The sequence below is a fragment of the Companilactobacillus musae genome (assembly GCF_003967595.1).
In the GTDB taxonomy this organism is placed as follows: Bacteria; Bacillota; Bacilli; order Lactobacillales; family Lactobacillaceae; genus Companilactobacillus; species Companilactobacillus musae.
The window spans coordinates 98,441-124,208 of sequence record NZ_BIFW01000009.1 but is presented as its reverse complement, the minus strand read 5'-3'; the positions used below and the strand labels follow the sequence as shown (position 1 = coordinate 124,208).

Below are 25,768 nucleotides of genomic sequence, written 5' to 3'. Positions count from 1 at the left end.
TCTCACAAACTCACAAAAGGGAGATTTTCAAATGAATATAAAAAAAGACACTACAAGTCCAACCGACATAGGTGATTATATGAAGGTTTTTGCTTGTACTGCCGTTATGATGCAGACCGTACTCAGTTTAGTTTTAACAACTAATCCGGCTTTTAATTATCAAACTGCAATTGGTATTATTTATAATTTGGTCAAGTTCACAGCTCCAGCCTTTATTTTTGGTATTTTATATACTACGACTAGAACGACTAATCAAAATACCTTGCACAATTATGGTGGTTATTTGAAAAAACAATGGTCTGCTCTTTTTGTACCCACAATTTGGTGGACATTGGCATATTTGTTGATTTTTCCAAATGTTCAACAAGTGAACAAATTCAATAGTATAGGTACTTTTGCTTGGAATTTTGTCAATGGTAATGCCGCACCGCACCTTTGGTACAATACAATGATGCTTCAATTCATTATTTTAATGCCATTTTTCTGGGCTTTAGCCCATTGGGTCAAAAATAATTCTTTGCGCGCTATTTTAACAATTATCATTACAACTATATTATTCAGTGCCTGGATCATATTTTATGACTTAGAAGTATTTCACGGCATTCACCAAACTGATTGGTATCTTCTAGATCGAATTTTCATTAGTTTTGTTATTTATGGAATTTTTGGAGTTTTAGCTTGGATGTTTAGAAAACAATTCGAAAAATTTCTAAAAAAAGCTTTCCCAATTTTGTCCATTTTGATTTTAGGTATCTTTTATTGGACTAACAAAGAATTATTTGCCTTCGGTTACCCTATTAATCTCGGCAATGCTCCTTACTACAAACCCTCAATGACAATTTATGCTCTATTGGTTATTGGTTTAGTCGCTACCTTAGCAATTCATCATATCAATAATAATTCTAAAGCCTTACCTGTTTTTCACTTTCTAGCAACTTACGCTTATCGAGCTTACCTATCCAATGTCTTTTGGCTTCAAATAATTTGGCGATTAATTGGTAAAAACCTAGTACCTATAAATCCTATCTTAACCATTATCATTTGCTATTTACTAACTTGGGTATTATCATTTGCTTCTGCATACTATTTCCATCTCATTTGGACCAAATGCAAAGATTTCATGGTGAGAAAGCGTGTTCAAAGTACAACTGAATAAATATTTTTATTTATCGAGCTTAGTTTGTTGACCCGCTAACCATTGTATGCTAAATTAGCACTGTGCTATTAAGAGTGCTAATTAAAAACAGGAGGCATTTTATGTTAGTTCCTACAGTTATTGAACAAAGTTCTCGTGGCGAACGTGCCTACGATATTTACTCAAGATTATTAAAAGACAGAATCATCATGTTATCTGGTGAAGTTAACAGTCAAATGGCTAATACAGTCATTGCCGAATTACTATTCCTAGATGCTCAAGATTCCGACAAGGATATTTCAATGTATATTAACTCACCCGGTGGTTCAGTTACCGACGGATTAGCTATTATGGATACAATGAATTTCGTTAAGTCTGATATTCAAACAATTGCAACAGGTATGGCTGCATCAATGGCTAGTGTTCTATTGTCAGCAGGTACTAAAGGCAAACGTTTTGCCCTACCAAATTCAACTGTCCTTATTCACCAACCATTAGGTGGTGCTCAAGGTCAACAAACTGAAATTGAAATTGCTGCTCAAGAAATCTTGAAGACAAGAAAGAGATTGAACCATATTTTGGCCGACAACTCAGGTCAAACTTTCGAAAAACTTCAAAAAGATACTGATCGTGATAACTACATGACAGCCCAAGAAGCTAAAGATTATGGTTTGATTGATGAAATCATGACAAACAAAGCTGGCAAATAAATTTTATTAAAAGCTAGGATTTAGTTCCTAGCTTTTTTGTATGTTCAAGACATTTTGTCCATTAAGTTTCTTTAAAACAACTTCCCGATAGTTTTTATAAATTTTTAAATACAGTGAAAGCGCTCTATATCAAGCTATGAACTGGACACCAAAATTATATTAGGTTACCCTTAAATTGTTATTAGACTATACAAAAGAAGGGGTATTTTATGAATAAGGGTGAAATCCAAAATAGCCTAGCTCGTAAGTTATTCATTATAACTTTGTTATCCGGAACCTTCACAATGTCGATTAGTCAGTCATCATTATCAACTGCTTATCCAACATTAATGAAATTTTTCGGTGTCACAGCACCAACTATCCAGTGGTTAACAACTGGATTCATGTTGATCATGTGTATAATGATGCCGATCAGTCCTTGGCTATTAAATAATTTCTCGTTTAAAAAAATCTTTTTAAGCGTAGTAGCAATATTTTCACTAGGAACTTTGATTATTATCTTGGCACCAAACTTCCCTATGGCAATGTTCGGCCGTGCTTTGGAAGCCATTGGAGTTGGTGTTTTATTTCCATCATTCCAGTCCGTTTTAATGACCATTACACCAGAATCACAACGTGGTGCCACAATGGGATATGCTGGACTAGTAATGGGATCCGCTTTGGCCAGTGGTCCTATTATTTCCGGAATTGTTTTGAATTTTTTACAATGGCAAGGATTATTCGTTATCTTTTTATTGATAATGATTGTTATCTTTATCAGTGGTTTGATTAATATTAAAGATGTTATGCCACGTCACAAAGCTAACTTAGATTTAATCTCAACTATTTATTTACTTGGCTTAATTGGTCTGCTCTATGTTGTTAACCAAGCTGGTGCAACCAAGAGCTTCAGCACCAATTTAATTATTTTGCTCATTATCAGTTTAGTTTTGACAGTTTTATTTATTCATCGTCAATTAACTAAACAAGAACCACTACTAGATTTAAAAGTTATGAAAAATTTCAATTTTGATCTGGCCGTACTTTTAACTGGTTTTTCATATATTTCTTTAATTGTTGTAACTATTATCTATCCACTTTATTACCAAAACATTTTACATACTTCAGTTTTAATGTCAGGACTTGCCTTAGTTCCACCAGCAATCGTTTTAAGTATCTTAAATCCCTTAACTGGTAAACTAGCTGACAAGATAGGTTTCAAGGCCACTCTAATAACCGGAATGTCAATGATCGTCGTCGGTTGGTTCTTGTTATTTGTTATCCACTCTAAATTAAGTATTTGGCCAATGATCTTAATTGCAACGTTAATTGAAGGCGGCAATGCTTTCGTTATGATGCCAGCTACAACTTTAGGTGGCAATTCACTTTCAGAGGAATTGATTCCTCATGGAACAGCCATTATTACAACTGTCCGTCAATTATTAGGATCTTTAGGCGTCAGTTTAGCAACTTTGATTCTAGTTACAACCAATCAAAATCATCATTTACCTGCAAATAATGGTTTGATTGGTTATCAAAAAGTCTTTGCTTTCTTCTTTGGAATGGCAATCATTGGTTTTATCTTTGCTCTTTTAATTAAAAATAATAAGAAAACAAATTAAATGAAGTGCACCCTTTGTATTGGAAGCAATACGGAGGGTGTTTTTTTATTGCGGAAGACGGTAATTTCACAATATAACCAAACCTGAAAAAGAATTCAATTTTAACTTTTATATAAGCACTAATTCTTTGTACCTTATAAATGAAGTATAATTAAGTTCTGGATTATTTATTTATGGGAGTATCTATTTTGAATTCAAAAAATAAACCTGCATTACAAACTATCGCTATTGGACTATTTTTTTTGGTTGCCTTAATAACTTGGACACTGTGGCAATTCCACTTTAATTATATGATTGCTCTGTATGATTCATTTTTTCATACCCAGAGGATCTATGAAATCCGCTTGGCCTTTCAACAACATACTTTACCCAATTGGGTAAATTTCAACACTTTCTTTAATACCGGCCAAGCGGTCAATGGTATGTATCCTGATATAACCTTATGGCCTTTTGTTTTTATAACGAACTTCTTAACCCCGATTCACCAAATAATTGCTATTAAAAGTTTGATTGCTCTAGCTACTTTTGTTGTATCTTTTCTATCCTTGAACAAACGCTTTGACAGTCGCAATGCTATCTTGGCAGCTACTATCTTTACTCTATCTGGTTCTGTACTTAAAGATTTAACCAACGAAATGCAAACCGGTACTGCTATTGTAATGATTTTTGCTTTTCCTTTACTCTTTACTTTAAAAGACATTATTGAAAGTAAAAATTTTGATCTAGTTTTGATTATTAAAACATCCCTACTAATGGCAATTGTTATCAATTCTCATTTATTGAGTGCCGTAGCAATAACTATGATTGCTGGGATCTTCTTAATTGTCACCACAGTCATTAAACGTAATTATTGGGCTTGGATCAATCTTACTTTAGCAGCCTTATTAACTATTGCTCTCTGTCTACCAATGATTTATCGAATCATCAAGATATCTAAAACTGGTCTTTTATCACCATTTGGTAAAGGTACTGTCCTAAGTGACTCTCTCTTTACGCTCTTCAAAACCACTAGTTGGAGTGCCAAATCAACCATCTCTGAGGTTGCCATTATTCTTATCGTTATAACGCTAATCGGGTTAAAAAAAGATAAGCTACCCAAATTATTACCTTGGTTAGCGGTTGAATTAGTTTTAATCATTTTTTGTACCAATATTATTCCTTGGAAACTACTAGCTAAATTACCGATAATTGATAGTTTTCAAGTTGCTAATTGGCGCTTTGCTCTCTTTTTGGGAATGATTCCATTGATTTTGGTTTTAATCAATTTTTCTCAAAAAACTACTCGCATTATTTTTCTTATTATTGCTACACTATCCTTTATTCTAGCTTTTAGGAATACTTATAATTTCCAATATTATCATACTCAAAACTTACCTGTTGTCAGTCGATATTCTACAGAAACCATTTCTCAAAATGCTACTGTTAAATTGACTTCTAGCGGTATTAACAGTGATAAATTAACTCGAACTTTAATTCCTGACTATGCTCCCAATTCGGCACCTTTAGAAAAAGGCAGCAACGGTGGTAGCTTAGATTCACAAACAAGTTATTTGATTCTCAACCACTTAGCAACTACTAAGAAACGGGATATCAAATTAACTCATACTAGTACAGCTCACTCGTTAACTTTAAGAGCTACCAATGTTCCTAAGGGGAAAATCACTCTACCTGTCTTTGGCTATCGAACCTTAAATTATCACATTACTGTTAATGGGCAAAAAACCAAGGCAACTATTAATCCCAGTGGTTTCATTACTATCAATCAGAAAAAACAATTAAAACATGCTATCTATCGAATTGAACAACAGCCACCAACGTCATATAAAGCTTTATTGTGGATGTCTACGGTTCTTTTAATTGGCTTAATAGGAATTTTAATAATAAATTTTTAAACTAAAAAGCCAAGTATGGTAACCATCAAACTGGTTATCATACTTGGCTTTTATATTGCTCAAAAACATTTATTTTTATACTTTGCTAGTTTCCGCTAACTGATTCAATTTCCTTAAACGATGATTTATCCCCGACTTAGATATTGGACCACTCGGAACCATATCACCCAATTCTTTGAGTGATACTTCCGGATTTTCCAAACGTAACACGGCAATTTCACGTAATTTATCTGGTAAAGAATCCAAACCAACCGTTGCTTGTAAGTGTTTAATATTTTCAATTTGACGTTCAGCTGCAGCCACAGTCTTATTGATATTAGCATTCTCACAATTAACCAAACGATTAACAGAATTTCGCATGTCACGAACAATTCTGATATCTTCAAACTTCAACATTGCATTAGTTGCACCGATCAATTGCAAAAAGTCAGCAATCTTTTCAGCTTCCTTCAAATAAACAATATAACCATTACGACGCTTAGTTGTACGTGCATTTAAATGAAAATAATTCATCATCTGAGCTATTCCTTCATTATGCATTTCATATAATGAATAAATTTCCAAATGATAACGGGAAGTTTCAGGATTATTCACACTACCGGTAGCCAAAAAGGCACCACGCAGGTACGAACGCATTCTTTGATCCTCATTAATAACTTCTTCAGGTACATCAGTATTGATCGACAAACCCGATTCATCCAAAATATCCAAATCAGTCAACACTTTATTAGTATCATGCTTCAATCGTACTAAGTATTGATTGTTTTTCTTCAATTTCATCTTTTTACGCACAAGTAATTCTGATTCCATACCATACCTTTGCTTGATCAAAGAAAAAATTCTTCGAGCAATTGCAGCGTTCTCAGTCTGTGCGGTTAAGACAAAGTGATGATTTTGTAAACTTAATGATCCATTCATTCTTAACAAAGCTGACAATTCAACTCTGGCATGTTCCGGATGGACCACTAATTTTGTGAGCTCTTGTTTAACCTCACTTGCATAAGAAACCACTAACGTCTCACCTCATTTTTTCTGTTTCCCGATTGTAACGACAAATTAATGATTTCCTTGGCAACTTTTTCACCATCATGGAATGCTCCACTGTCATGCAATGACAAGAAATCATCTTGAATAACTTTACAACCCATCGTTCTTAAACCATTAAAGTCAGTCTTGACTTGATTGACGTATTCATCATATTTTTTATGATCCATATAGCCTTCTGGAATTTTACGCGTATTAACTAAAACAGTATCAATAAAATTACCACCCAAATGACGATTCAATACTCGCACATGATCGGCATCAGTAAAGCCCTCTGTTTCACCAATCTGAGTCATAATATTACAGATATAAACAACTTCCGCTGATGTTTGTTTAACGGCCTCTCCAATATCGCTAATCATCAAGTTAGGTAAAATACTAGTAAATAAGCTACCAGGTCCCAAGACAACTACATCAGCTTGCATAATTGAAGCAATGACTGAAATAACCGACTTAGGATCTTTTTCTGGTTCATCCGAATTAGTTACCCAAACACGTTTAACATGTTTACCTGAATGAGTTATCTCATGTTCTCCGGCCAATTTAGTTCCGTCAGTAAATTCAGCGTGCAAAGTTAATTTAGTATTACTAGCTGGATAGACGTGTCCATCGACATGCATCATCTTGGATAATTCCTGAACGGCATCAAAGATATTAGGTGACATTTCCGTCAAAGCAGCAATGATCAAATTTCCAATCGCATGACCAGAGAAGAAATCATCATTAGTCTTAAAACGATATTGGAAAACATCAAGATCAACTTTAGGTAAATCAGATAGTGATGCTAAAACATTCCGAATATCCCCGGGAGGGACAACGTTAATATAATCACGAATAACACCAGATGATCCCCCATCATCAGCTACCGTAACAATTGCGGTAATATTAGCATCCATATTTCTTAAACTATTTAATACAACTGGTAAACCAGTTCCCCCACCTATAACTACAACTCTCGGACGACGTCCCTTAACGACCCGAACTATCCTATTTGTTGCCATGTTCGATTACCTTCTTCTGAGATTTTTCCATGTCACGATGAGTAATGTCTACATAGTACTTTTTCTTCAAATCAGTACCAAGACGTTGGGCAATTGCTACTGAGCGGTGTTGTCCACCGGTACAGCCAATTGCAATCGTTAAACTGGTTTTTCCTTCTTTTTCATATCCAGGAATAATATCTTTTAATAGATCATATAACTTATTATAAAAATTCTTTGTTTCTTCATCGTCCATGACATAATCATAAACGGGTTTGTCCATCCCTGTCTGAGTTTTCAACTCTTTAATATAGAATGGATTCCGTAAAAATCTGACATCCATAACGATATCTGCATCAATTGGCAAACCATACTTAAAGCCAAATGACATTACTTCAATGTGAAAAGTTGGAACAACAGAGCTTTCTTGAAAGTTATCAAAAATTTCTTCACGAAGTTGTCTTGGAGTTAAATCAGTCGTATCAATCTCAACTGAAGCTCTACTCTCAATCTCAGCCAACAGTTCTCTTTCCTTTTGAATACCATCAAGCAGACGCCCTTCCATAGCTAAGGGATGACTACGACGAGTTTCCTTGTAACGAGAAACTAACTCTTCATCAGAGGCATTCAAGAAAAGAATCTTCATATCGACCTTTTGATGTTTTTCTTGTTCATCTTCATCCATTTTAGATAACATTGAAAAAATTTCATCATAAAACGAGCGTGATCTAATATCTACAACTAAAGCCACTTTTTTTATTTTTCCAGATTCATGAACCAACTCCCAAAACTTAGGAAGTAAGTTAGGTGGCATATTATCAATACAAAAATAACCTAAATCTTCAAAGGATTGCATTGCTACTGTCTTACCGGCACCACTCATTCCGGTTACAATAACTAAACTAAGCATATCTTCTGCCATACTGCACCTCACATTCGAATATAAGCATAACACAACAAGCCGGGCGTGTCAGTTTAAGAGGACAAAAGATAAAAATATTTTTTATTGAAAATTTGCGCTAAAATTAAACTCATCAGAGGGGGACCTTCATATGGATACAGTATTTTTAGTACTCTTATTAATTGCGGCGGTGGTAGTCGCTAATATCGTATATTGGAAATTCGATAATATTCCAATTGCATTTATTCAAATCGCCGCAGGACTATTATTATCACTTTTTCCAATTTATCAACATTTTGAATTAGAACCAGAAATTTTTCTATTAGTAATAATTTCTGTTTTGATGTTCAACGATGGACAACGTACTAGTTTATCTCGTTTAACTCATCAATTTGGAACCACTTTTTCCTTGGCAGTTGAATTAGCCATTCTATCTATTTTGGCCGTTGGTTTTATAACGCATCTTATTATTCCAAGTATGCCATTGGCCTTAGCCTTTGCTTTAGGAGCCATCATCACGCCAACTGATGCCGTAGCAGTCACTTCAATAACTAATAAAATGTTAGTTCCTAGTGCTGTTATGGGTACTTTGGAAAATGAATCGCTTTTTAATGATGCTTCTGGAATCGTCGCTTTAAATCTAGCAATTGCTGCAGCAGTTACAGGTCAATTCTCTTTAATCAGTGGCATTGGCAATTTCTTATATGTTTTCTTTGGTGGCATTATTGTCGGAGGAATACTGGGTTCGATCATCGTATCGCTTCGACTACGCTTAATAAATATGCACGTTGATGCTCCATCAGTCATGGTGCCTTTTACACTTTTAACACCCTTTGTAGTTTATTTAATATCTGAAGCAATTGGTGTTTCTGGAATCTTGGCCGTAGTTGTAACTGGTCTGATCCATGGTATTCAACAAGATCGTCTACGTCTAACCAGTTCAAGACTACAAATTGTTATGACAAGTACTTGGTCAGTAGTTTCCAGTTTACTAAACGGAATTGTGTTCGTCCTACTAGGACTATCTTTACCATCAGTGATTATTAATCTACATAAACACGATACTAGTTCCGTTTTCATTCTCTTTGGCGTGGGAATTCTACTTTACATAGTCATGACCGTTATGCGATATCTTTGGACCAACTGGGATTTTGCCAGAATCAGGGCTTGGGACAAAAAAGAAAAACACGTTAATAGTACCGTAATGGCTTACAGTGGCGTGCATGGAACTATCACTTTAGCAATGGCCTTTTCATTGCCTCTAACTCTTAACGGTCAGGCTTTTCCTTATCGAAATGATATTATCTTTGTGGCTACTATTGTTATCCTAACCAGTTTATTAGTTCCTACTTTGATTTTACCTCGGCTCTTGCCACATCAAGTTTCTAAGTATACTGAAGCTGAACTTGCCGCTGCCAAAGCGAAAATGGTCGATGACGCTATTGTCACTTTACAAACTAGACATGGCAATTCTCCTAGTGCCAGTCAAGTCATCAATATCTTGGATGGACAAAGAACTGTTGAGGGTCACGTAAACAAAGCTAAATTGAATATTATCTTTGAAAATTGTTTTGAATTAGAGCAACAAACAGTTGACTCAATGCTAAAAAATAACGAAATTTCCGATCTCAACGCTGATCTTTATATGCGAGTTGCTCAAAGAACTACCTTACAATATCAACAAAATAACTGGCAAAGAATTTTATTATTCTTTCGTTTTAATGTCGTAGGTAAATTTTCTTTGACCAAACAAGCCCGTCAACGCCGTAAGACTTTTCATGATATGTCCCGTCATACAGGTGCCACAAAAAATGAAATGATTCAAAGAAACCGCCAAATGTGGCAAGAAATGGCTAAAGTCGAAAAGAAACCCTATCAAAAAATTATTAGTTATTTAAATCAAAGCTTAATCAACGATAGTAAAAATAATCGTGAAATCAATATTGTTAGACGTTCTTATGATGAAAGACACCGTCGTTTAACTCGTAGCTTTAAGGAACACGAAAATATTGAATCCGAGCAAAATGAACTGCTTATTGAAGCCTTTCAACAAGAAAATACTTATATTCAATCACGTATCACTTCTAAAGAATTCAGTACTGAGTTAGGTGGAGCTTTATATGAACAGATTTCTACCGATCAATTAGTATACTTACAATCAATAAATGAAGAATAATAAAAAAGAGCAGTATCTATTAAGAAATTCAGGCATATTTTCATACCTCGAATACTTAATAATAGATACTGTTCTTTTTTTATACTTAAAATTTAAAATTAAGCTATAGTTATTATTACTTTTCTGCTTCTTTAGTACGTTTAGTATCACGTTCCAAAATTGGTTTCAGATATTGTCCAGTATAACTTTCTTTGATTTTGGCAATTTCTTCAGGTGTTCCAGTGCCGACGATCTTACCACCGCCTTCTCCACCTTCAGGTCCAAGATCAATCAACCAGTCAGCTGATTTTACAACATCCAAATTATGTTCAATAACTAAAACTGTATTTCCTTCGTCTACTAAACGTTGCAAAACCCCTAAAAGACGTTTGATATCGTCAGTATGCAATCCGGTTGTTGGTTCATCAAGAATATAAAAGTTCTTACCATTCGACTTCTTATACAATTCAGAAGCCAATTTCATTCGTTGTGCTTCACCACCAGATAATTGTGTGGCTGATTGTCCCAAAGAAACATATCCCAAACCAACATCAACAATAGTTTGTAACTTACGTTTGATCTTAGGGATATTACTAAAGAATTCCAAAGCCTCTTTAACTTTCATATCCAAAACTTGGGCAATATTTTTGCCTTTATAAGTTACTTCTAAGGTTTCTGAATTATAACGTGTTCCATGACAAACTTCACAAGGAACATAAACATCAGGTAAAAAATTCATTTCAATCTTAATGATTCCATCACCACGGCAATTTTCGCAGCGACCACCTTTTACATTGAATGAAAATCTGCCTTTCTTATATCCACGTAACTTTGCTTCATTAGTTTGCGCAAAAAGATCACGTACATCATCAAAAACACCAGTATATGTTGCTGGATTACTTCTTGGTGTTCGGCCAATTGGACTTTGATCAATAGCAATCATTTTTTCCAAGTTCTCATAACCAGTTATCTTACGATATTTACCTGGCTTTTCAGAATTATGATTCATCTTTTGAGCCAAAGCTCGTTTTAAAATCATATTGACCAAAGTGGACTTCCCAGAGCCAGAAACTCCAGTTACAACAATAAATTTGCCTAAAGGAAATTTAACATTGAGCTTCTTTAAATTATTTTCAGCAGCTCCATAAACTTCAACAAAATCACCATTGCCCTTACGACGTTCTAAAGGAACTGGCACAAATTTTTTACCAGCCAAATATTGACCAGTTAACGATTTAGAATTTTTTTCAACTTCTTCTGGTGTACCAGCAGCAACGATTCTACCACCGGCTTCACCTGCTCCTGGACCCACATCAATCAAATAATCAGCAGAACGCATTGTATCTTCATCATGTTCAACCACAATCAAAGTATTACCGAGGTCACGCATCTTTTTCAAAGAATTGATCAAACGATCATTATCCCTTTGATGTAATCCAATTGAAGGTTCATCAAGAATATACATTACTCCTGACAAATTAGAACCAATTTGAGTAGCCAAACGAATTCTTTGTGCTTCACCACCAGAAAGCGTACCAGCTGATCTAGAAAGTGACAAATATTCCAAACCAACGTTGATTAAGAAAGTTAAACGATCTTTAACCTCTTTCAAAATTGGTTTAGCAATTATCGTATTTTGTTCACCAAATTTAACTGCTTTGAAGAATGGTAATTCGTCTTTAATAGACATATCTGAAACTTCAGCAATATCCTTACCTTCAACCTTGACGGCTAAAGCTTGACGATTCAATCTCTTACCATGACAAACAGGACATTTTAACTCGGTCATATATTTACGCATGACCTCACGTGTAAAATCACTGTTAGTTTCATGATAACGGCGATTGATATTTGGAATTACTCCTTCAAAAGGAACATCCACATCACGAACACTACCGAAATCATTCTCATAGTGGAAATGGAAAGTTTTACCATCAGAACCATTTAAAATAAGATCCTGATCTTTTTTAGGTAACTTTTCAAACGGTGTATCCATGTCAATCTTAAATTCTTTAGCTGCTTGAGATAGCATCTCTGGATAGTATTGTGAACTAATTGGATTCCAAGGTAAAATAGCCCCTTCTGCTAGGGTCTTACTTGGATCAGGAATAACCAAATCCATATCAACTTCCAACTTAACACCTAAACCATCACAGTTATCACAAGCTCCAAATGGAGCATTAAAAGAGAATAGACGAGGCTCTAATTCGCCAACTGTAAAGCCACAAATAGGACAAGCGTTCTTCTCCGAAAAGACCATCATATCTTGGCCAATAACATCAACATTCATATAACCGTCAGATAATCTTAAAGCAGCCTCTACTGAATCAAACAAACGTGACTTAATGTGATCATTGATAACAATTCGATCAACAACAACATCAATGTCATGCTTTTTATTCTTATCTAATTCAATATTTTCTGCCACGTCACGAGTTTCACCATCAACTCTGATTCTGACATAACCTTGTTTTTTGATTTGATTCAAGGCTTTTTTATGTTGACCTCTTTTGGCACGAACAACTGGAGACAATACTTGTAATTTAGTACCATCTTCTAATTTTAAAATGGCATCAACCATCTGTTGGGCTGATTGACTAGTGATTTTTGTGCCATCATTAGGACAAATTGGTGTTCCGACACGAGCCCACAGCAAACGCAAATAATCATTGATTTCCGTTACTGTTCCCACCGTAGAACGTGGATTCTTAGAAGTCGTCTTCTGATCAATCGAAATTGCTGGACTTAAACCGTCAATTGAATCAACATCGGGTTTATCCATCTGTCCCAAAAATTGACGCGCATACGAGGATAAACTTTCAACGTAACGTCTTTGTCCTTCAGCATAAAGAGTATCAAAAGCTAACGAGCTCTTTCCTGATCCAGATAAACCAGTTACAACTACTAATTTATCTCGAGGAATCGTTACATCAATATCCTTTAAATTATGTGCACGCGCACCATGAATAACAATTTTATCATTTAACATATTTATTTCATTTCCGCCTTTAATTCTAAAATCGAGTCACGCAAATTGGCAGCCGCTTCAAAGTCTAGCTTCTTAGCGGCACTTTCCATTTGTTCTTTTAGATTGGCAAGAAGTTCTTTTTGATCCTTCTTACTCATATCCTTAAAGTCAATATCATCGTTGATTTTCTCTGTTTCAGAAGATGTATTATCTACCTTTTGGAACATTGAAATAGCATCTCTGATTGGCTTAACGATCGTCTTAGGTGTAATTCCATGTTCCTCATTAAACTGCATTTGAATTTTACGACGACGAGCCGTTGCATCAATTGCACCACGCATTGAATCGGTAACGGAATCAGCATACATAATAACTTTACCATGCTCATTACGCGAGGCACGACCAATAATCTGTACTAACGAACGCTCAGCACGCAAAAATCCTTCTTTATCAGCATCCAAAATAGCAATTAAGGAAACTTCTGGAACATCAATTCCTTCACGTAGTAAATTGATACCAATTAAGACATCAAACTTACCCAAACGAAGATCACGAATAATTTTCGTACGTTCCAAAGTTTTAATATCACTATGCAAGTATCTGACCTTAATTCCCAAATCTTTAAAGTAATCCGTTAAATCTTCAGCCATTTTCTTAGTCAAAGTCGTTACGAACACTCTTTCATGTTTAGCAATACGATCATTAATTTCACCAACTAAATCATCAATCTGTCCCATAATTGGACGAACTTCAATTTTAGGATCTAGCAAACCAGTTGGACGAATAATCTGTTCAGCCTTATTATCAGTTCGATCTAACTCATAAGGACCTGGTGTAGCAGAAACATACAAAATACGATTAACATGTTTTTCAAATTCATCTAATTTTAGAGGGCGGTTATCCAAAGCACTTGGTAAACGGAATCCATAATCAACTAGTTGTTGCTTTCTAGCACGATCACCATTATACATTCCACGAATCTGTGGCATAGTAACGTGGGATTCATCAATCATAATATTGAAATCCTTTGGGAAGAAATCTAACAAAGTAAATGGTGGTTCACCCTCTGCTCGACCTTCCATATGGCGTGAATAGTTCTCAATTCCTGATGTATAACCCATCTCACGCATCATTTCGATATCATATTCTGTACGCTGTTTGATACGCTGTGCTTCTAGCAACTTACCTTCCTTGGTAAACTTAGCCACTTGTTGATCCATTTCATCTTTGATGCGTGTTAAAGCTTCGTCCATCTTGGCATCACTGATCATAAAGTGAGTTGCAGGGAAAATACCAATATGATCCATTGAACCTTTGATTTCACCAGTCAAAGCGTCCATTTCGATAATACGATCGATTTCGTCACCAAAAAATTCCACGCGAATAGCATTATCATCCCGTGAAGCTGGAAAGATATCAACAACATCTCCACGAACTCTAAAACGACCACGTTGAAAGTCAATATCATTTCGTTCAAACTGATTCTCAACTAATTCCTCTAAAAGAGTATCGCGCCCAATCTGTTGACCAACATGCAAAGAAATAATACTGTCAGCATATTCTCTAGGGTCACCTAACCCAAAAATACAAGAAACAGATGCCACAACGATTACATCATTTCGTTCTAGTAGAGAACTAGTTGCCGAGTGACGCAACTTATCAATTTCATCGTTGATACTGGAATCCTTTTCGATATAAGTATCACTAGAAGGCACATAGGCCTCTGGTTGGTAGTAATCATAATAACTGACGAAATATTCAACCGCATTGTTAGGGAAAAACTCCTTCATTTCACCATATAACTGACCAGCTAAAGTCTTATTGTGTGAAATAATCAATGTCGGTTTATTTAAATTCTTAATCACATTAGCCATCGTAAAGGTTTTACCAGTACCAGTAGCACCCTCAAGTATTACTTCCTTATCACCAGATTGAAAATCTTTAGTGATCGTATTAATAGCTTGAGCCTGATCTCCAGCAGGAGAATACTTTGACACAAGATCAAATTTATTATCATCAACTCTATCTATCACGGACTTACTTACCCCCTTTAAGCTAAAAAATACATCTAACTCTTACATGAATTAGATGTAACTAAATTCCGGCTTATTACGCTGGCTCTATATTACCATAGCGAACATATTTTCGCTATAAATTTACTTAGTCGTTGTTAAACGTGGCAACATTAAAAAAATTACCAAACCAATCAAGAATAAGATACTCAAAGAAGCTGCACCAATAGTTGATCTACCAGTTATTTGCGTCACAATACCAACCAGCACTGGACCCATAACAGCTGAAAATTTTCCTAAAATATTATAAAAGCCAAAGAACTCACTACCGGACTCTTTAGGAATCAATTTACCAAAATATGAACGACTCAATGCTTGAATTCCACCTTGGCTAGTCCCTACTAATACTGCCAAAATCCAAAAATCTTTCGTCGTATTAAGCTTCAACGCATAAAGGCAAATTCCAAAATATAAAATAATTGCTAAAAGAATTCCCTTACGGGCTGAAAAATGATTAGCAATCCAACCGTATAAAATTGAAAATGGAAAAGCAACCAACTGAACCACTAATAAAACCAACATCAAAGTTGTGGTCGTAATCCCCATATCCATACCAATTGAAGTTGCCATTGTAAAAATAGTATCAACCCCATCAATATAGAAGAAATATGCCACTAAAAACCAAGCAGCAGCTTTATATTTACGTAGATGAGTTACTGTTCCCCAAACTCGTTTAAAACTAGAAATCACAGGATGAGGATTCTCTGGTAAAGAATAAACCTGCTTAACATTTTTTAATAATGGTACAAAAAACACGATCCACCATATTGCTGCTAAAAGAAAACTAAATCTTGCCACACCGTAACTTGATAACATACCAAAACCACTGGTTAATTGTAATACCAAGAACAAAATAAATGCGATCACTCCACCTAAATAACCATAGGCATAACCATTTGACGACAAAGCATCCATATGTTCATTATCCGCTACATCGGTCAAAAAACTATCGTAAAATAAATTACCAGCCGAATAACCAATTATCGACAGGATATACACAGCTAACAATAACTGCCATTGATTCGGTGGCATGATTGCTAGACCCAAAGTCATAATTATTCCTAAGAAAGAAAAATAACTCAATAATCGTTTTTTATGATGTGGATAATCTGCCAAAGCACCCAAAACTGGTGCCAATATTGAGACAATCAATGTCCCAAAACTATTTGCATATCCCCAAAACGCCGTTGCATTAGCCTGCGATACACCTGCATTTTGTGCAACTGATTTAAAATAAACTGGTAATACAGCAGTCGTTACAATAATGCCATAACCCGAATTAGCCCAATCATAAAAGATCCAGCTCCACTGTTTCTTGTTAAATCCCATAAAATTCCCTCAATTCTAATTTAAAAAGACATCATCAATAGCTTGCCCTGCCAAAGGTTCTGGAAATTTCAAGCCTAATAGTTTAGCAAACGTTGGTGCTTCATCAACTAAGTTAGCTTTTTCAACCGTATGATTTGATTTAATCATTGGTCCATTAAAAATAACTGTCGTCTTATAACCAGATTTATTAGGATCATAGCCATGAACACCTTGATAACGGTCAGCGTCGCCCATCATTTCTGGCAAAACTTTCTCCACAACACTAGCTCGATCACTTTCATCTGTGAAATAATAACCAGCTTTGGCCTCAACCATCAATGTACATTTAGGATCAGCACCACGTTTGGCAGCCTCTTGAGCAGAATAAATCTTCTCTATTCCTTCAACCCCACTGATCAAATCTCGTAAACGCTCTAGTTGTCCAAAATTCTTAGTATAAATATATGTACAACCATCACATGTTTTAGCCATAACTTGCCAATTCTTTTTAAAAGTTTGGTCCGGCTTTGAAACTAACCAACCACGTTTAGCAAACATTGTATTCAAATGAATCATCTTATCAACATTGATTTGATAATGGTCACCTAATATAACAAAATTGGTATCCTCAAATGTTCCAGCTTCCTTAGTAGCTTCAACAACTTGAGAAACATGATGATCTAAACGATGTAAAGCATCTATCGCATCATCTGAACGAACGCCATAACGATGACGCATGCTATCCATATCGACCAAATGCAACAGAGTTAAATTGGGACGCTTATTTTTAATCGTATCAACCGCACATGCCGTTATAAAATCATCCAATTCAGGTTGTTTAATACCTTGACGTAATTTACCATATTTTTTATCCATCTCTAAAATAAATAATGGCGAACTAGCTTTTAATGAAACTAAAACTTGATTAGTCCAAATACGATTTGGAAAAATTTCCGCCAAATTATAATTAATTTTACTACCAGCCGTAACAGGCCATAAAAAAGCTGCTGTTTTTAAATTCTTTTGACGTGCTAAATCATACAACGTTGGCGATTTAACATCCTTTTGATACCAAAACCAATCTGGTGAACGGCGTTCTGGCTGAATTTTAGTATTATTAACAATTCCATGAACGCTTGGATATTGTCCCGTTATGATTGTTGTATGGGAAGGATAAGTCAGTGTTGGATAAATTCCCGTAACTTTTTTGACCCAAGTTCCACCTTTAACTAATTTGTTCAATGTTGGTAATTCACTTTGATGCTCATCAATATCTCTAAATCCCAGAGAATCAAGCGAAATAATAACTAAATGCTGATTATTAGACAAATTTATTTTCCCCTTTTCACAAACTACATGAAAATATTATATCGCAGTTGGCAAATGGGTGTAACGAGGAGAAAATTTAGTTTGAGACATAAATTTGATATTATCCCAATATTTGGTGGTTTAGGGTATTTAAGAATGCCATCCTCCGTAACAAGAAAATGGGCTCAGCTATGAAATTTGCCTTAGCAATTTGTTGCTTAGGCAAAGGCCGAGCTTTGAGATCGTTGGCGAGCTCAAAGTCGTGCTCATAGCGTTTCCAGCCCAATTTTCTTTGTTGTGGAGGGCGGCATAAAAAAAGCACCCATCTGGAATTAATTTTTCCAAATAGATGCTTATTTATATACACTGGAAAGTTACAAACTCTATTAAGAATTTATTCCCAGCTTTCAACTTCTTTACCGAAATCGGCCAACTTTTGAGCTGCTCCTTCTTCGGTATCGCTCTTAACACCAATGTAGAACTTCATCTTTGGTTCTGTACCAGAAGGTCTAGCTGCAACCCATGTATCATCAGCTAAAACATACTTCAATACGTTTGCCTTTGGTAACCCTGTTTCCTTAGTACCTTCAGCTGTAACGTCAGTATCATTCAAATAATCAATTGTTTCAACGACTTTTACACCATTGATCTCATCAATTCCTTCTTCACGAAGTGTCTTCATGATTTGAGCCATCTTATCTTTTCCAGAAATACCTTCAAAGGTCTTAGAGATAGTCTTTTCACGATAATAACCGAACTCTTTATAGAGATCCTCTAGTGCATCATAGATTGTCTTACCTTTTGATTCATAGTAAGCCGCTGCTTCAGCCAACAATAAGGTTGATTGCATAGCGTCCTTATCACGAACAAATGGTTTAACTAAATAGCCATAACTCTCTTCAAATCCAAAGAGAAATTCATTGCTACCAGTTTCTTCAAATTTTTCAATTTTTTCAGCAATATATTTAAAACCAGTTAAAACATCAAACATTTTAATATCATACTTATCAGCAATTGCCGTTGCCAATTCTGACGAAACGATTGATTTAACAACTGCTCCATTAGCAGGCAATTGATTGAGATTCTTCTTAGCTTGCAACAAATAATTCAAAAGCACTGAAGCAATTTGATTACCAGTCATTAATTTATAAGAACCATCTGGTTGTCTAACAGCTGCTCCCAAACGATCAGCATCTGGATCAGTCGCAATTAAGATATTAGCACCAATCTTTTTACCACGTTCAATAGCCAAATCAAATGTTTGAGCAAACTCTGGATTCGGGAAGGGTGTGGTAGCAAACTCTGGATCAAGAATAGCTTGTTCGGTTACCATATTAAAATTCTTAAATCCTAATTTTTGGAAAATACGTGGTGCAATCATCTTACCTGTTCCATGAAGTGGTGAATAAATGAATTTCATCTTATCACCAACATCTTGGATCAATTTAGGATTAACAATGACCGTTTCCAAATTCTTCATATAATCTAAATCAACATCTTCACCAATCAAAGTTAACAATTTTTCAGCACGTAATTGAGGCACTGACTTAACTTTAATTGCAAAGAGATCACTAGCCTTACGAGCAAAACTTGTAATATTGTCAGATTCGACTGGGGGCATTTGACCACCATCAGGACCATAAATTTTGAATCCATTATATTGTTTAGGATTATGGCTAGCTGTAATCATAATACCTGCATAAGTATGCAAGCTTCTTACAGCAAAAGATAATTCCGGAGTTGGTCTCAAACTATCAAACACAAAACTGTGAATACCATGGACACCAAGAACCTTGGCTGATTCATAAGCAAAATCTTGTGAATAATAACGTGAATCATAACTGATTGCTACACCTTGTGCTTTAGTAGCATCATCTAAAGTATCCATAAATGAGGCTAGTCCTTCGGTTGCTTGACGAACAGTATAAATATTCATTCTGTTGATACCAGGTCCAATCAAACCACGCATACCGGCAGTACCAAACTCCATAGGTTCATAAAATGCTTCTTCAGCTACTTTAGGATCTTTTTTTATTTCGTTTAGTTGCTCTTTCATATCAGGATCTAAGTCCTTATAATCGAGCCATTGTTGCATATTATCTTGCCAAGACATTAAATTGTCCTCCTAATTTGTAAGTACTTACAATCATTATAGCAATCATAGAGTACTATTAAAATTTGATTTACATAACTTTAACAATTAATCTTTAAAAGATTCTTAAAATCATGTTATCAAACCAACAAATTAGTCAATATCGTTACTGATAATTGTATTTATGTCAGTGTCATAATACTTTGCCAATGCAATGAGAGTATCAATATCCGGCATTCTAATGCCAGTTTCATAGTGAGACAAAGTTGTGACGTCGATATTCAAATGTTGAGCTACTTCCTTTTGAGTTACGTTCTTTTCTCTTCTAAGGATCTTGAGATTTTTGGCTATATTAAAGCCTGACTCGTGCATTAATTTGTTTAAGTTTTTATCTACAATTTCACGCATAAGAATCACTTCCTGACTGTTTATTCATATTATATGTTTAAACATGTACGAAATGAATTCAAATTTAAATATTTTATTTTTCCGCATTTAAATATTTACTGTTATTTCAAGTAATAAAAAAAGGCTATTCAAATAGATAATTTAATCTATTTGGATAACCCTCAATTAGTTTTTTATATTAAAAATATTATTTAGTAGTAACCTTGTCATCAGCAAGTTCTTGAATGTAATTATAAGCTTGTTGACCGGCAATTCCGCCTTCACCAACAGCAGTGGCAATTTGACGTAGATCTTTCTTTCTAACGTCACCTACCGCAAAGATTCCAGGAATCTTAGTTTCCATATGTTCATTAGTATTGATCCAGCCATCTTCATCCAAAACGCCAAGGCCCTTGAATGGAGTTGTCATTGGCTTAATACCAACATAGATAAATGCACCCTTAGCTGGAACAACATGTTCAGAACCAGTCTCTTTATCAACATATCTTACACCAGATACTTTGTCGTCCTCACTTGTGATTTCCTTGACATCGGCATTCCAAACAAATTTGATTTTATCATTCTTAAATGCACGATCTTGTAAAATCTGTTGAGCACGTAATTGATCACGACGGTGAATAATTGTTACTGATTTAGCTAATTGTGTTAAATAAATACCTTCTTCAACGGCAGAATCTCCGCCACCGATAACAGCAACGTCTTGTCCTTTGAAGAATGCTCCATCACAGACTGCACAATAAGAAACACCACGTCCTGATAATTCTTCCTCACCAGGTACACCGATTTTCTTATATTGCGAACCAGTTGCAATGATCAAAGCCTTAGTTTCGTAGTCCCCATCATCAGTATGAATGATTTTCACATCACCCTTATCCTCAACTGAATCAACGGCACCATAACCAAAGTCTGCTCCAAACTGTGTTGAAGACTTATACATCTTTTCACTTAGATCTGGTCCCAAAATTGAATCAAATCCAGGATAATTTTCAATTGCAGCGGTGTTATTCATTTGACCACCATAAATACCACGATCAAGAATCATCACTGATAAATTAGCACGTGAAGCGTACAAGGCGGCAGTCAAACCACCAGGACCCGCACCAATAACTACTACATCATATGTTTTCATCGTCGATTACCTCCTATTACTCAACAAATATTACCATTTTTTCTAAACTTAGCAATTAAATTGCTCACAATTCATTATACCAAGGCTCATTTAATTTCTTACGACGATAAATAAACAAACTAATCGCAACAATAAAGAGGACTAATGATAACATTTGTGAAACCCTAATGCCAGGCAAAAGATAAAGACTATCTGTCCTCATCCCTTCAACGAAAAATCTAACCGCTGGATACCAAATCAGATATGTTAAGAAAACTTCGCCACGCTTTAATAGGTGTTTTCTATTTCTTAAAACTAAAATCAAAATCAAACCCAACAAATTTCCCATTGATTCATATAGGAACGTTGGTTGACGAAAAGCGCCATTGATATACATTTGTTCAATAATAAAATGTGGCAAATGAAGCGACTGCAAAAAGTCTAAGCTTGTCTTTGCTCCAAAAGCTTCTTGATTCATAAAATTACCCCAACGACCTACGATTTGACCAAGTAGCACCGAAGGAGCAGCAATATCTAACATCAACCAAGGAGAAATATTTCTTTTTTTACATAAAACCAATAACACGATAAACGCTGCAATCAAGCCACCATAAATGGCAATGCCACCATGCCAGATCTTAATAATTTCACTTGGATTAGCTAAATAAAATGGTAGTTCAAATATTACGTAATACAATCTAGCACCAACTAATGCAATTGGTACTCCATATAAAACTAAGTCTAGAATGTTGTCAGGATCAAGATGTCTTCTTTTGGCCTCACGCATTGCCATGATGACACCAACCAGTGCTCCTAAAGCAATAATTATTCCATACCAGTGAATCTGCAATCCCCCGAGATCAAACGCAATCGGATTTAATGCTAATAAATCAAAATTCATTACTTACCTTCTCCATCTTGCTTAGCTTTATTTTCATTCTCTTTGATCAAGAGACCTAAATTGTCTTCAAATTTTTTAGTTGCATCGTAACCCATCTTCTTGGCACGATAGTTCATCGCAGCGACTTCGATGATAATAGAGATATTACGACCTACTTTAACTGGTACAGTAATTTGTGGTACATCAACATCAAAGAAAGTACGCTTGTCTTCTAAGGTACCAATACGATCATAGTTCTTATCAGCTGACCAATTTTCCAAATTAATAATCAATTGAATTTCACTTTGAGAACGAACTGCCCCAGCTCCAAAAAGATTCATGACATCAATGATTCCAATACCACGAATTTCCAATAGATGGTTCAAAATCTTGGGAGCTTCACCAACAATGGTTTTTTCATCACGTTGATAAACATCCACACGATCATCAGCAATCAAACGATGACCTCTTTTAACAAGTTCCAAAGCTGTTTCACTCTTACCAATACCAGAATGACCAGTCAATAAAATTCCAATTCCATACACATCAACTAAAACACCATGAATTGATTCTCTAGGAGCTAACTTTTCATCTAAATATTCAGTGATCATACTAGATAATCTAGTTGTTGGTAATTCTGAACCAATAACTGGAACACCATGCTTTTTGGCGGCCTTTAAAATTTCCTTACTAGGTTGGATATTTCTAGAAATAAGTAAAGCCGGAGTATCCTCACGACACAATTCCAACATAACTTTATAACGATTATTAGCAGTCATTGAACGAGAATACGCTGACTCAGTTTGTCCAAATAATTGAATACGCTCACTTGGATAGTAGTCAAAATACCCTGTTAACTCAATTCCTGGACGGGAAATATCACTAGTTGTAATCTTCTTTTCTGATAACAAATCTTCGCCATTATAAACCTTTAATTCATTATCTTTAACCATTTGCGATACAGTAACGTAATTTGTCATAACCAACCCTCACTAATTCTTTTTTATAATTAGTTTATCATTATTAGAACAAAAAAAACGCGTTCTAGACGCGTCTTTGAAAATTATCCATGGTATAGCTGTTAATAATAGAATTACAAATTGCCAAGATAACGGCTACGATCAAAGCTGATCCAAAACCATTAAAGTGGAAACTAGCTGACCCTACTAATGCAGAAGTTAATTCCAAGGTGACTGCATTTATAACGAAAGAAAATAGTCCAAACGTGATAAAGGTGATCGGTAGAGAAATGATATGCAACAGTGGTTTGATTGTCCAATTCAAAATTACCAGTACCAAACTGGCTAAAATTGCGGTCCCTAGACTATCAATTTGAAACATACCTGGTAGTACTCGCGCGATTGCTAGAAACAACAGCGTCTGTATAACCAATCTGATTAATAACTTCATTTCATACCCTCATTTTAACTCTTTTTTGAATCAGTAATATTTCTTCGATGCTTTAGGCCGACGACGTCTCTTTTTAAAATCCGTTTCTTGTATATTACGTTTTTCGGGAAAAGAAAAGACGCAAACTACATAAACTACAATTGTTAGAAAGTAAGTCAACGGTGTCAAAAAGATAAAGGCCAAGCGAATCCAAGTTGAGTCAATTCCAAAATACTCACCCAATCCTCCGCAAACACCTGCAAGCATTCGATCAGTACTAGATCTTGTGATTCTTTTTCTCATAAAGTTTCACCTCAACTTGTTCAGAAAATATACTACACATTGCTAAAAATTTCAATTATTCATCTATTTCAGCAATATGCTTCCGATTCAGTTCTACCACATGTCCGGTATTCAAGTAAACAACCCATTCACAAATATTGGTTGCATAATCACCGACACGTTCCAAATAACTGGCAACTAGCATGTATGAAGATCCACTCAAAACGTTCTCAACTGTCTTTTGCATATCTTTAATACACATCTCATTGATCAAAGCACTCTTCGCATCAATTTCAATATCACGATGAGCTACTTCTTCTGCCATTTTGCTGTCCTTTTTAAGATAAGCTTCAAGGGAATCTTCTACGATACTAGTTCCCATATCACCCATTTCAGCAATCAACTTTTCAATTTCAGGGATTCTTGTTTCACCCTTAACTCGAATAGTTTCTTGAGCAATACTTACCGCGTGATCACCCATTCTCTCTAAATCTGAACTTGCTTTCAAAACAGTCACAATCATTCTCAAATCAGTTGTAACTGGTTGTTGTAAAGCAATCATTTCGAAAGATTCTTTTTCAAGGTCCATTTCACGTTTATTAATGACGTGATCGTTCTTAATAACTTCTTTAGCCAAAGCTTTATCATGATCAATATAAGCCTTAACTGACTTCATAATGGCTTCACTGGCCATCATACCCATTTCTGAGAACCGTAGATGTAAATTATTTAATTGTTCTTCAAAAGTAGTACGCATCTTTCTTTTCTCCTAACCGAATTTTCCAGAAATATAATCTTCCGTCTGTTTTTCTTTTGGATTTAAGAAAATATTCTTTGTCTTATCTGCCTCAATAAGTTCTCCATTTAAGAAGAAAGCGGTTTGATCAGATATTCTCGATGCCTGTTGCATATTGTGTGTAACAGTAATAATCGTATAATCCTCACGTAAAGCTAACATAGTCTCTTCAACTTTAGCCGATGAAATAGGGTCCAAAGCCGAGGTTGGTTCGTCTAATAAAATAATATCAGGTTTCACCGCTAAAACTCTAGCAATACACACTCTTTGTTGTTGTCCACCAGACAATGACAAGGCACTTTGATGTAATTTGTCCTTAACATCATCCCAGACCGCAGCATTTTGTAAACTAGTTTCAACAGCTTCATCCAATACAGCCTTATTCTTTACACCAGCCAATCTTAATCCATATACTACATTATCATAAATTGAGAAAGGAAACGGATTAGGTTGTTGAAAAACCATCCCAACTTGTTTTCTCAATTCAACCGTATCAATATTAGGCGCATAAATATTTTTGCCATTAAGAGAAATCGTCCCAGTTATCGTTACATTAGGAATCAAATCATTCATTCGATTCAAGCATCTAAGATATGTTGATTTTCCGCATCCTGATGGTCCGATCAAAGCTGTAATTTCATTCTTATTAAAATCAAGATTGATTCCTTTAAGTGCTTCTTTTTTCCCATAAAATAAATGTACGTCTGAAGATGTTAAAATTTTTTCTGCCAATTTTAGT

Annotated in this window: 21 protein-coding genes; 5 read left to right on the top strand and 16 right to left on the bottom strand. The window is 35.2% G+C overall.

From position 1 onward, the window contains the following. Positions 1–31: 31 nt before the first annotated feature. From LAB100_RS10100 to LAB100_RS10085, 4 genes are all read left to right on the top strand, one after another. The gene (locus tag LAB100_RS10100; RefSeq protein ID WP_119327407.1) at positions 32–1,156 is read left to right on the top strand and encodes an acyltransferase family protein; all 1,125 of its coding nucleotides are present in this window, start codon (positions 32–34) and stop codon (positions 1,154–1,156) included. 101 nt (positions 1,157–1,257) lie between these two features. Continuing rightward, positions 1,258–1,845 carry an ATP-dependent Clp protease proteolytic subunit gene (locus LAB100_RS10095; RefSeq protein ID WP_119327406.1) on the top strand — a complete coding sequence of 196 codons (588 nt, stop codon included), beginning with the start codon at positions 1,258–1,260 and terminating at the stop codon, positions 1,843–1,845. A gap of 209 nt (positions 1,846–2,054) precedes the next feature. Then, a complete protein-coding gene (locus LAB100_RS10090; protein ID WP_119327405.1) occupies positions 2,055–3,446 on the top strand; it encodes a DHA2 family efflux MFS transporter permease subunit in 1,392 nt (463 codons plus the stop codon). 188 nt (positions 3,447–3,634) lie between these two features. Beyond that, positions 3,635–5,338, top strand: a complete 1,704-nt coding sequence (locus LAB100_RS10085; RefSeq protein WP_119327404.1) for a putative glycosyltransferase family protein — start codon at positions 3,635–3,637, stop codon at positions 5,336–5,338. Between the two features lie 75 nt (positions 5,339–5,413). On the opposite strand, the gene whiA is transcribed toward LAB100_RS10085, so the two are convergent. From whiA to rapZ, 3 genes are read right to left on the bottom strand one after another with little or no spacing between them, the layout of a single operon-like run. Beyond that, positions 5,414–6,349 carry a DNA-binding protein WhiA gene (gene whiA, locus LAB100_RS10080; protein WP_119327403.1) on the bottom strand — a complete coding sequence of 312 codons (936 nt, stop codon included), beginning with the start codon at positions 6,347–6,349 and terminating at the stop codon, positions 5,414–5,416. Continuing rightward, positions 6,349–7,383 (bottom strand): gluconeogenesis morphogenetic factor MgfK, encoded by a 1,035-nt coding sequence (gene mgfK / locus LAB100_RS10075; protein ID WP_119327402.1) that lies wholly within the window; start codon positions 7,381–7,383, stop codon positions 6,349–6,351. Before mgfK ends, whiA begins: the two co-directional genes overlap by 1 nt. Continuing rightward, positions 7,370–8,284: an RNase adapter RapZ gene (rapZ, locus tag LAB100_RS10070; protein ID WP_119327401.1), complete on the bottom strand. Its 915-nt coding sequence runs from the start codon at positions 8,282–8,284 to the stop codon at positions 7,370–7,372. The genes mgfK and rapZ overlap by 14 nt, the downstream gene beginning before the upstream one ends. 130 nt (positions 8,285–8,414) lie before the next feature. On the opposite strand from rapZ, the gene LAB100_RS10065 reads away from it, so the two are divergent. Beyond that, positions 8,415–10,439, top strand: a complete 2,025-nt coding sequence (locus tag LAB100_RS10065; RefSeq protein WP_119327400.1) for a Na+/H+ antiporter — start codon at positions 8,415–8,417, stop codon at positions 10,437–10,439. A 115-nt stretch (positions 10,440–10,554) separates the two neighbouring features. Here the strand turns inward: LAB100_RS10065 and uvrA are convergent, their stop codons facing one another. The 13 genes from uvrA to pstB form a co-directional block, all read right to left on the bottom strand. Then, entirely contained in the window at positions 10,555–13,407 is a 2,853-nt protein-coding gene (gene uvrA / locus LAB100_RS10060; RefSeq protein ID WP_119327399.1) for an excinuclease ABC subunit UvrA, read from the bottom strand. Positions 13,408–13,409: 2 nt separating this feature from the next. Beyond that, positions 13,410–15,419: an excinuclease ABC subunit UvrB gene (gene uvrB, locus LAB100_RS10055; protein ID WP_119327398.1), complete on the bottom strand. Its 2,010-nt coding sequence runs from the start codon at positions 15,417–15,419 to the stop codon at positions 13,410–13,412. Between the two features lie 123 nt (positions 15,420–15,542). Next, entirely contained in the window at positions 15,543–16,787 is a 1,245-nt protein-coding gene (locus LAB100_RS10050) for an MFS transporter (protein WP_119327397.1), read from the bottom strand. Between the two features lie 15 nt (positions 16,788–16,802). Further along, positions 16,803–18,095 (bottom strand): alkaline phosphatase family protein, encoded by a 1,293-nt coding sequence (locus tag LAB100_RS10045; protein WP_119327396.1) that lies wholly within the window; start codon positions 18,093–18,095, stop codon positions 16,803–16,805. Between the two features lie 373 nt (positions 18,096–18,468). Then, on the bottom strand, positions 18,469–20,187 hold the full coding sequence (locus LAB100_RS10040; RefSeq protein ID WP_119327395.1) for a phospho-sugar mutase: 1,719 nt from the start codon (positions 20,185–20,187) through the stop codon (positions 18,469–18,471). A 132-nt stretch (positions 20,188–20,319) separates the two neighbouring features. After that, a complete protein-coding gene (locus tag LAB100_RS10035; protein ID WP_119327394.1) occupies positions 20,320–20,574 on the bottom strand; it encodes a helix-turn-helix domain-containing protein in 255 nt (84 codons plus the stop codon). Positions 20,575–20,761: 187 nt separating this feature from the next. After that, entirely contained in the window at positions 20,762–21,703 is a 942-nt protein-coding gene (trxB, locus tag LAB100_RS10030; protein WP_119327393.1) for a thioredoxin-disulfide reductase, read from the bottom strand. Between the two features lie 64 nt (positions 21,704–21,767). Continuing rightward, a complete protein-coding gene (lgt, locus tag LAB100_RS10025) occupies positions 21,768–22,583 on the bottom strand; it encodes a prolipoprotein diacylglyceryl transferase (protein WP_119327392.1) in 816 nt (271 codons plus the stop codon). Then, a complete protein-coding gene (gene hprK, locus LAB100_RS10020; RefSeq protein ID WP_119327391.1) occupies positions 22,583–23,542 on the bottom strand; it encodes an HPr(Ser) kinase/phosphatase in 960 nt (319 codons plus the stop codon). The genes lgt and hprK overlap by 1 nt, the downstream gene beginning before the upstream one ends. 64 nt (positions 23,543–23,606) lie before the next feature. Next, positions 23,607–23,972 (bottom strand): phage holin family protein, encoded by a 366-nt coding sequence (locus LAB100_RS10015; protein WP_119327390.1) that lies wholly within the window; start codon positions 23,970–23,972, stop codon positions 23,607–23,609. Between the two features lie 30 nt (positions 23,973–24,002). Beyond that, positions 24,003–24,254, bottom strand: coding sequence for a PspC domain-containing protein (locus LAB100_RS10010; protein ID WP_119327389.1), 252 nt, complete (start codon positions 24,252–24,254; stop codon positions 24,003–24,005). A 55-nt stretch (positions 24,255–24,309) separates the two neighbouring features. Next, positions 24,310–24,990 carry a phosphate signaling complex protein PhoU gene (phoU, locus tag LAB100_RS10005; RefSeq protein ID WP_119327388.1) on the bottom strand — a complete coding sequence of 227 codons (681 nt, stop codon included), beginning with the start codon at positions 24,988–24,990 and terminating at the stop codon, positions 24,310–24,312. Positions 24,991–25,002: 12 nt separating this feature from the next. Next, the gene (gene pstB / locus LAB100_RS10000; RefSeq protein ID WP_119327387.1) at positions 25,003–25,761 is read right to left on the bottom strand and encodes a phosphate ABC transporter ATP-binding protein PstB; all 759 of its coding nucleotides are present in this window, start codon (positions 25,759–25,761) and stop codon (positions 25,003–25,005) included. Positions 25,762–25,768 lie beyond the last annotated feature (7 nt).

What these genes read in the sequence shown, in the direction of transcription:
- lgt (WP_119327392.1), bottom strand. Translation starts at nt 22,583, where the DNA reads ATGAATTTTGATTTATTAGCATTAAATCCGATTGCGTTTGATCTCGGG.
- trxB (WP_119327393.1), bottom strand. Translation starts at nt 21,703, where the DNA reads ATGAAAACATATGATGTAGTAGTTATTGGTGCGGGTCCTGGTGGTTTG.
- LAB100_RS10015 (WP_119327390.1), bottom strand. Translation starts at nt 23,972, where the DNA reads ATGAAGTTATTAATCAGATTGGTTATACAGACGCTGTTGTTTCTAGCA.
- rapZ (WP_119327401.1), bottom strand. Translation starts at nt 8,284, where the DNA reads ATGGCAGAAGATATGCTTAGTTTAGTTATTGTAACCGGAATGAGTGGT.
- LAB100_RS10100 (WP_119327407.1), top strand. Translation starts at nt 32, where the DNA reads ATGAATATAAAAAAAGACACTACAAGTCCAACCGACATAGGTGATTAT.
- uvrA (WP_119327399.1), bottom strand. Translation starts at nt 13,407, where the DNA reads ATGTTAAATGATAAAATTGTTATTCATGGTGCGCGTGCACATAATTTA.
- LAB100_RS10010 (WP_119327389.1), bottom strand. Translation starts at nt 24,254, where the DNA reads ATGAGAAAAAGAATCACAAGATCTAGTACTGATCGAATGCTTGCAGGT.
- LAB100_RS10050 (WP_119327397.1), bottom strand. Translation starts at nt 16,787, where the DNA reads ATGGGATTTAACAAGAAACAGTGGAGCTGGATCTTTTATGATTGGGCT.
- phoU (WP_119327388.1), bottom strand. Translation starts at nt 24,990, where the DNA reads ATGCGTACTACTTTTGAAGAACAATTAAATAATTTACATCTACGGTTC.
- LAB100_RS10090 (WP_119327405.1), top strand. Translation starts at nt 2,055, where the DNA reads ATGAATAAGGGTGAAATCCAAAATAGCCTAGCTCGTAAGTTATTCATT.
- LAB100_RS10065 (WP_119327400.1), top strand. Translation starts at nt 8,415, where the DNA reads ATGGATACAGTATTTTTAGTACTCTTATTAATTGCGGCGGTGGTAGTC.
- mgfK (WP_119327402.1), bottom strand. Translation starts at nt 7,383, where the DNA reads ATGGCAACAAATAGGATAGTTCGGGTCGTTAAGGGACGTCGTCCGAGA.
- LAB100_RS10035 (WP_119327394.1), bottom strand. Translation starts at nt 20,574, where the DNA reads ATGCGTGAAATTGTAGATAAAAACTTAAACAAATTAATGCACGAGTCA.
- LAB100_RS10095 (WP_119327406.1), top strand. Translation starts at nt 1,258, where the DNA reads ATGTTAGTTCCTACAGTTATTGAACAAAGTTCTCGTGGCGAACGTGCC.
- LAB100_RS10040 (WP_119327395.1), bottom strand. Translation starts at nt 20,187, where the DNA reads ATGTCTTGGCAAGATAATATGCAACAATGGCTCGATTATAAGGACTTA.
- hprK (WP_119327391.1), bottom strand. Translation starts at nt 23,542, where the DNA reads ATGACAAATTACGTTACTGTATCGCAAATGGTTAAAGATAATGAATTA.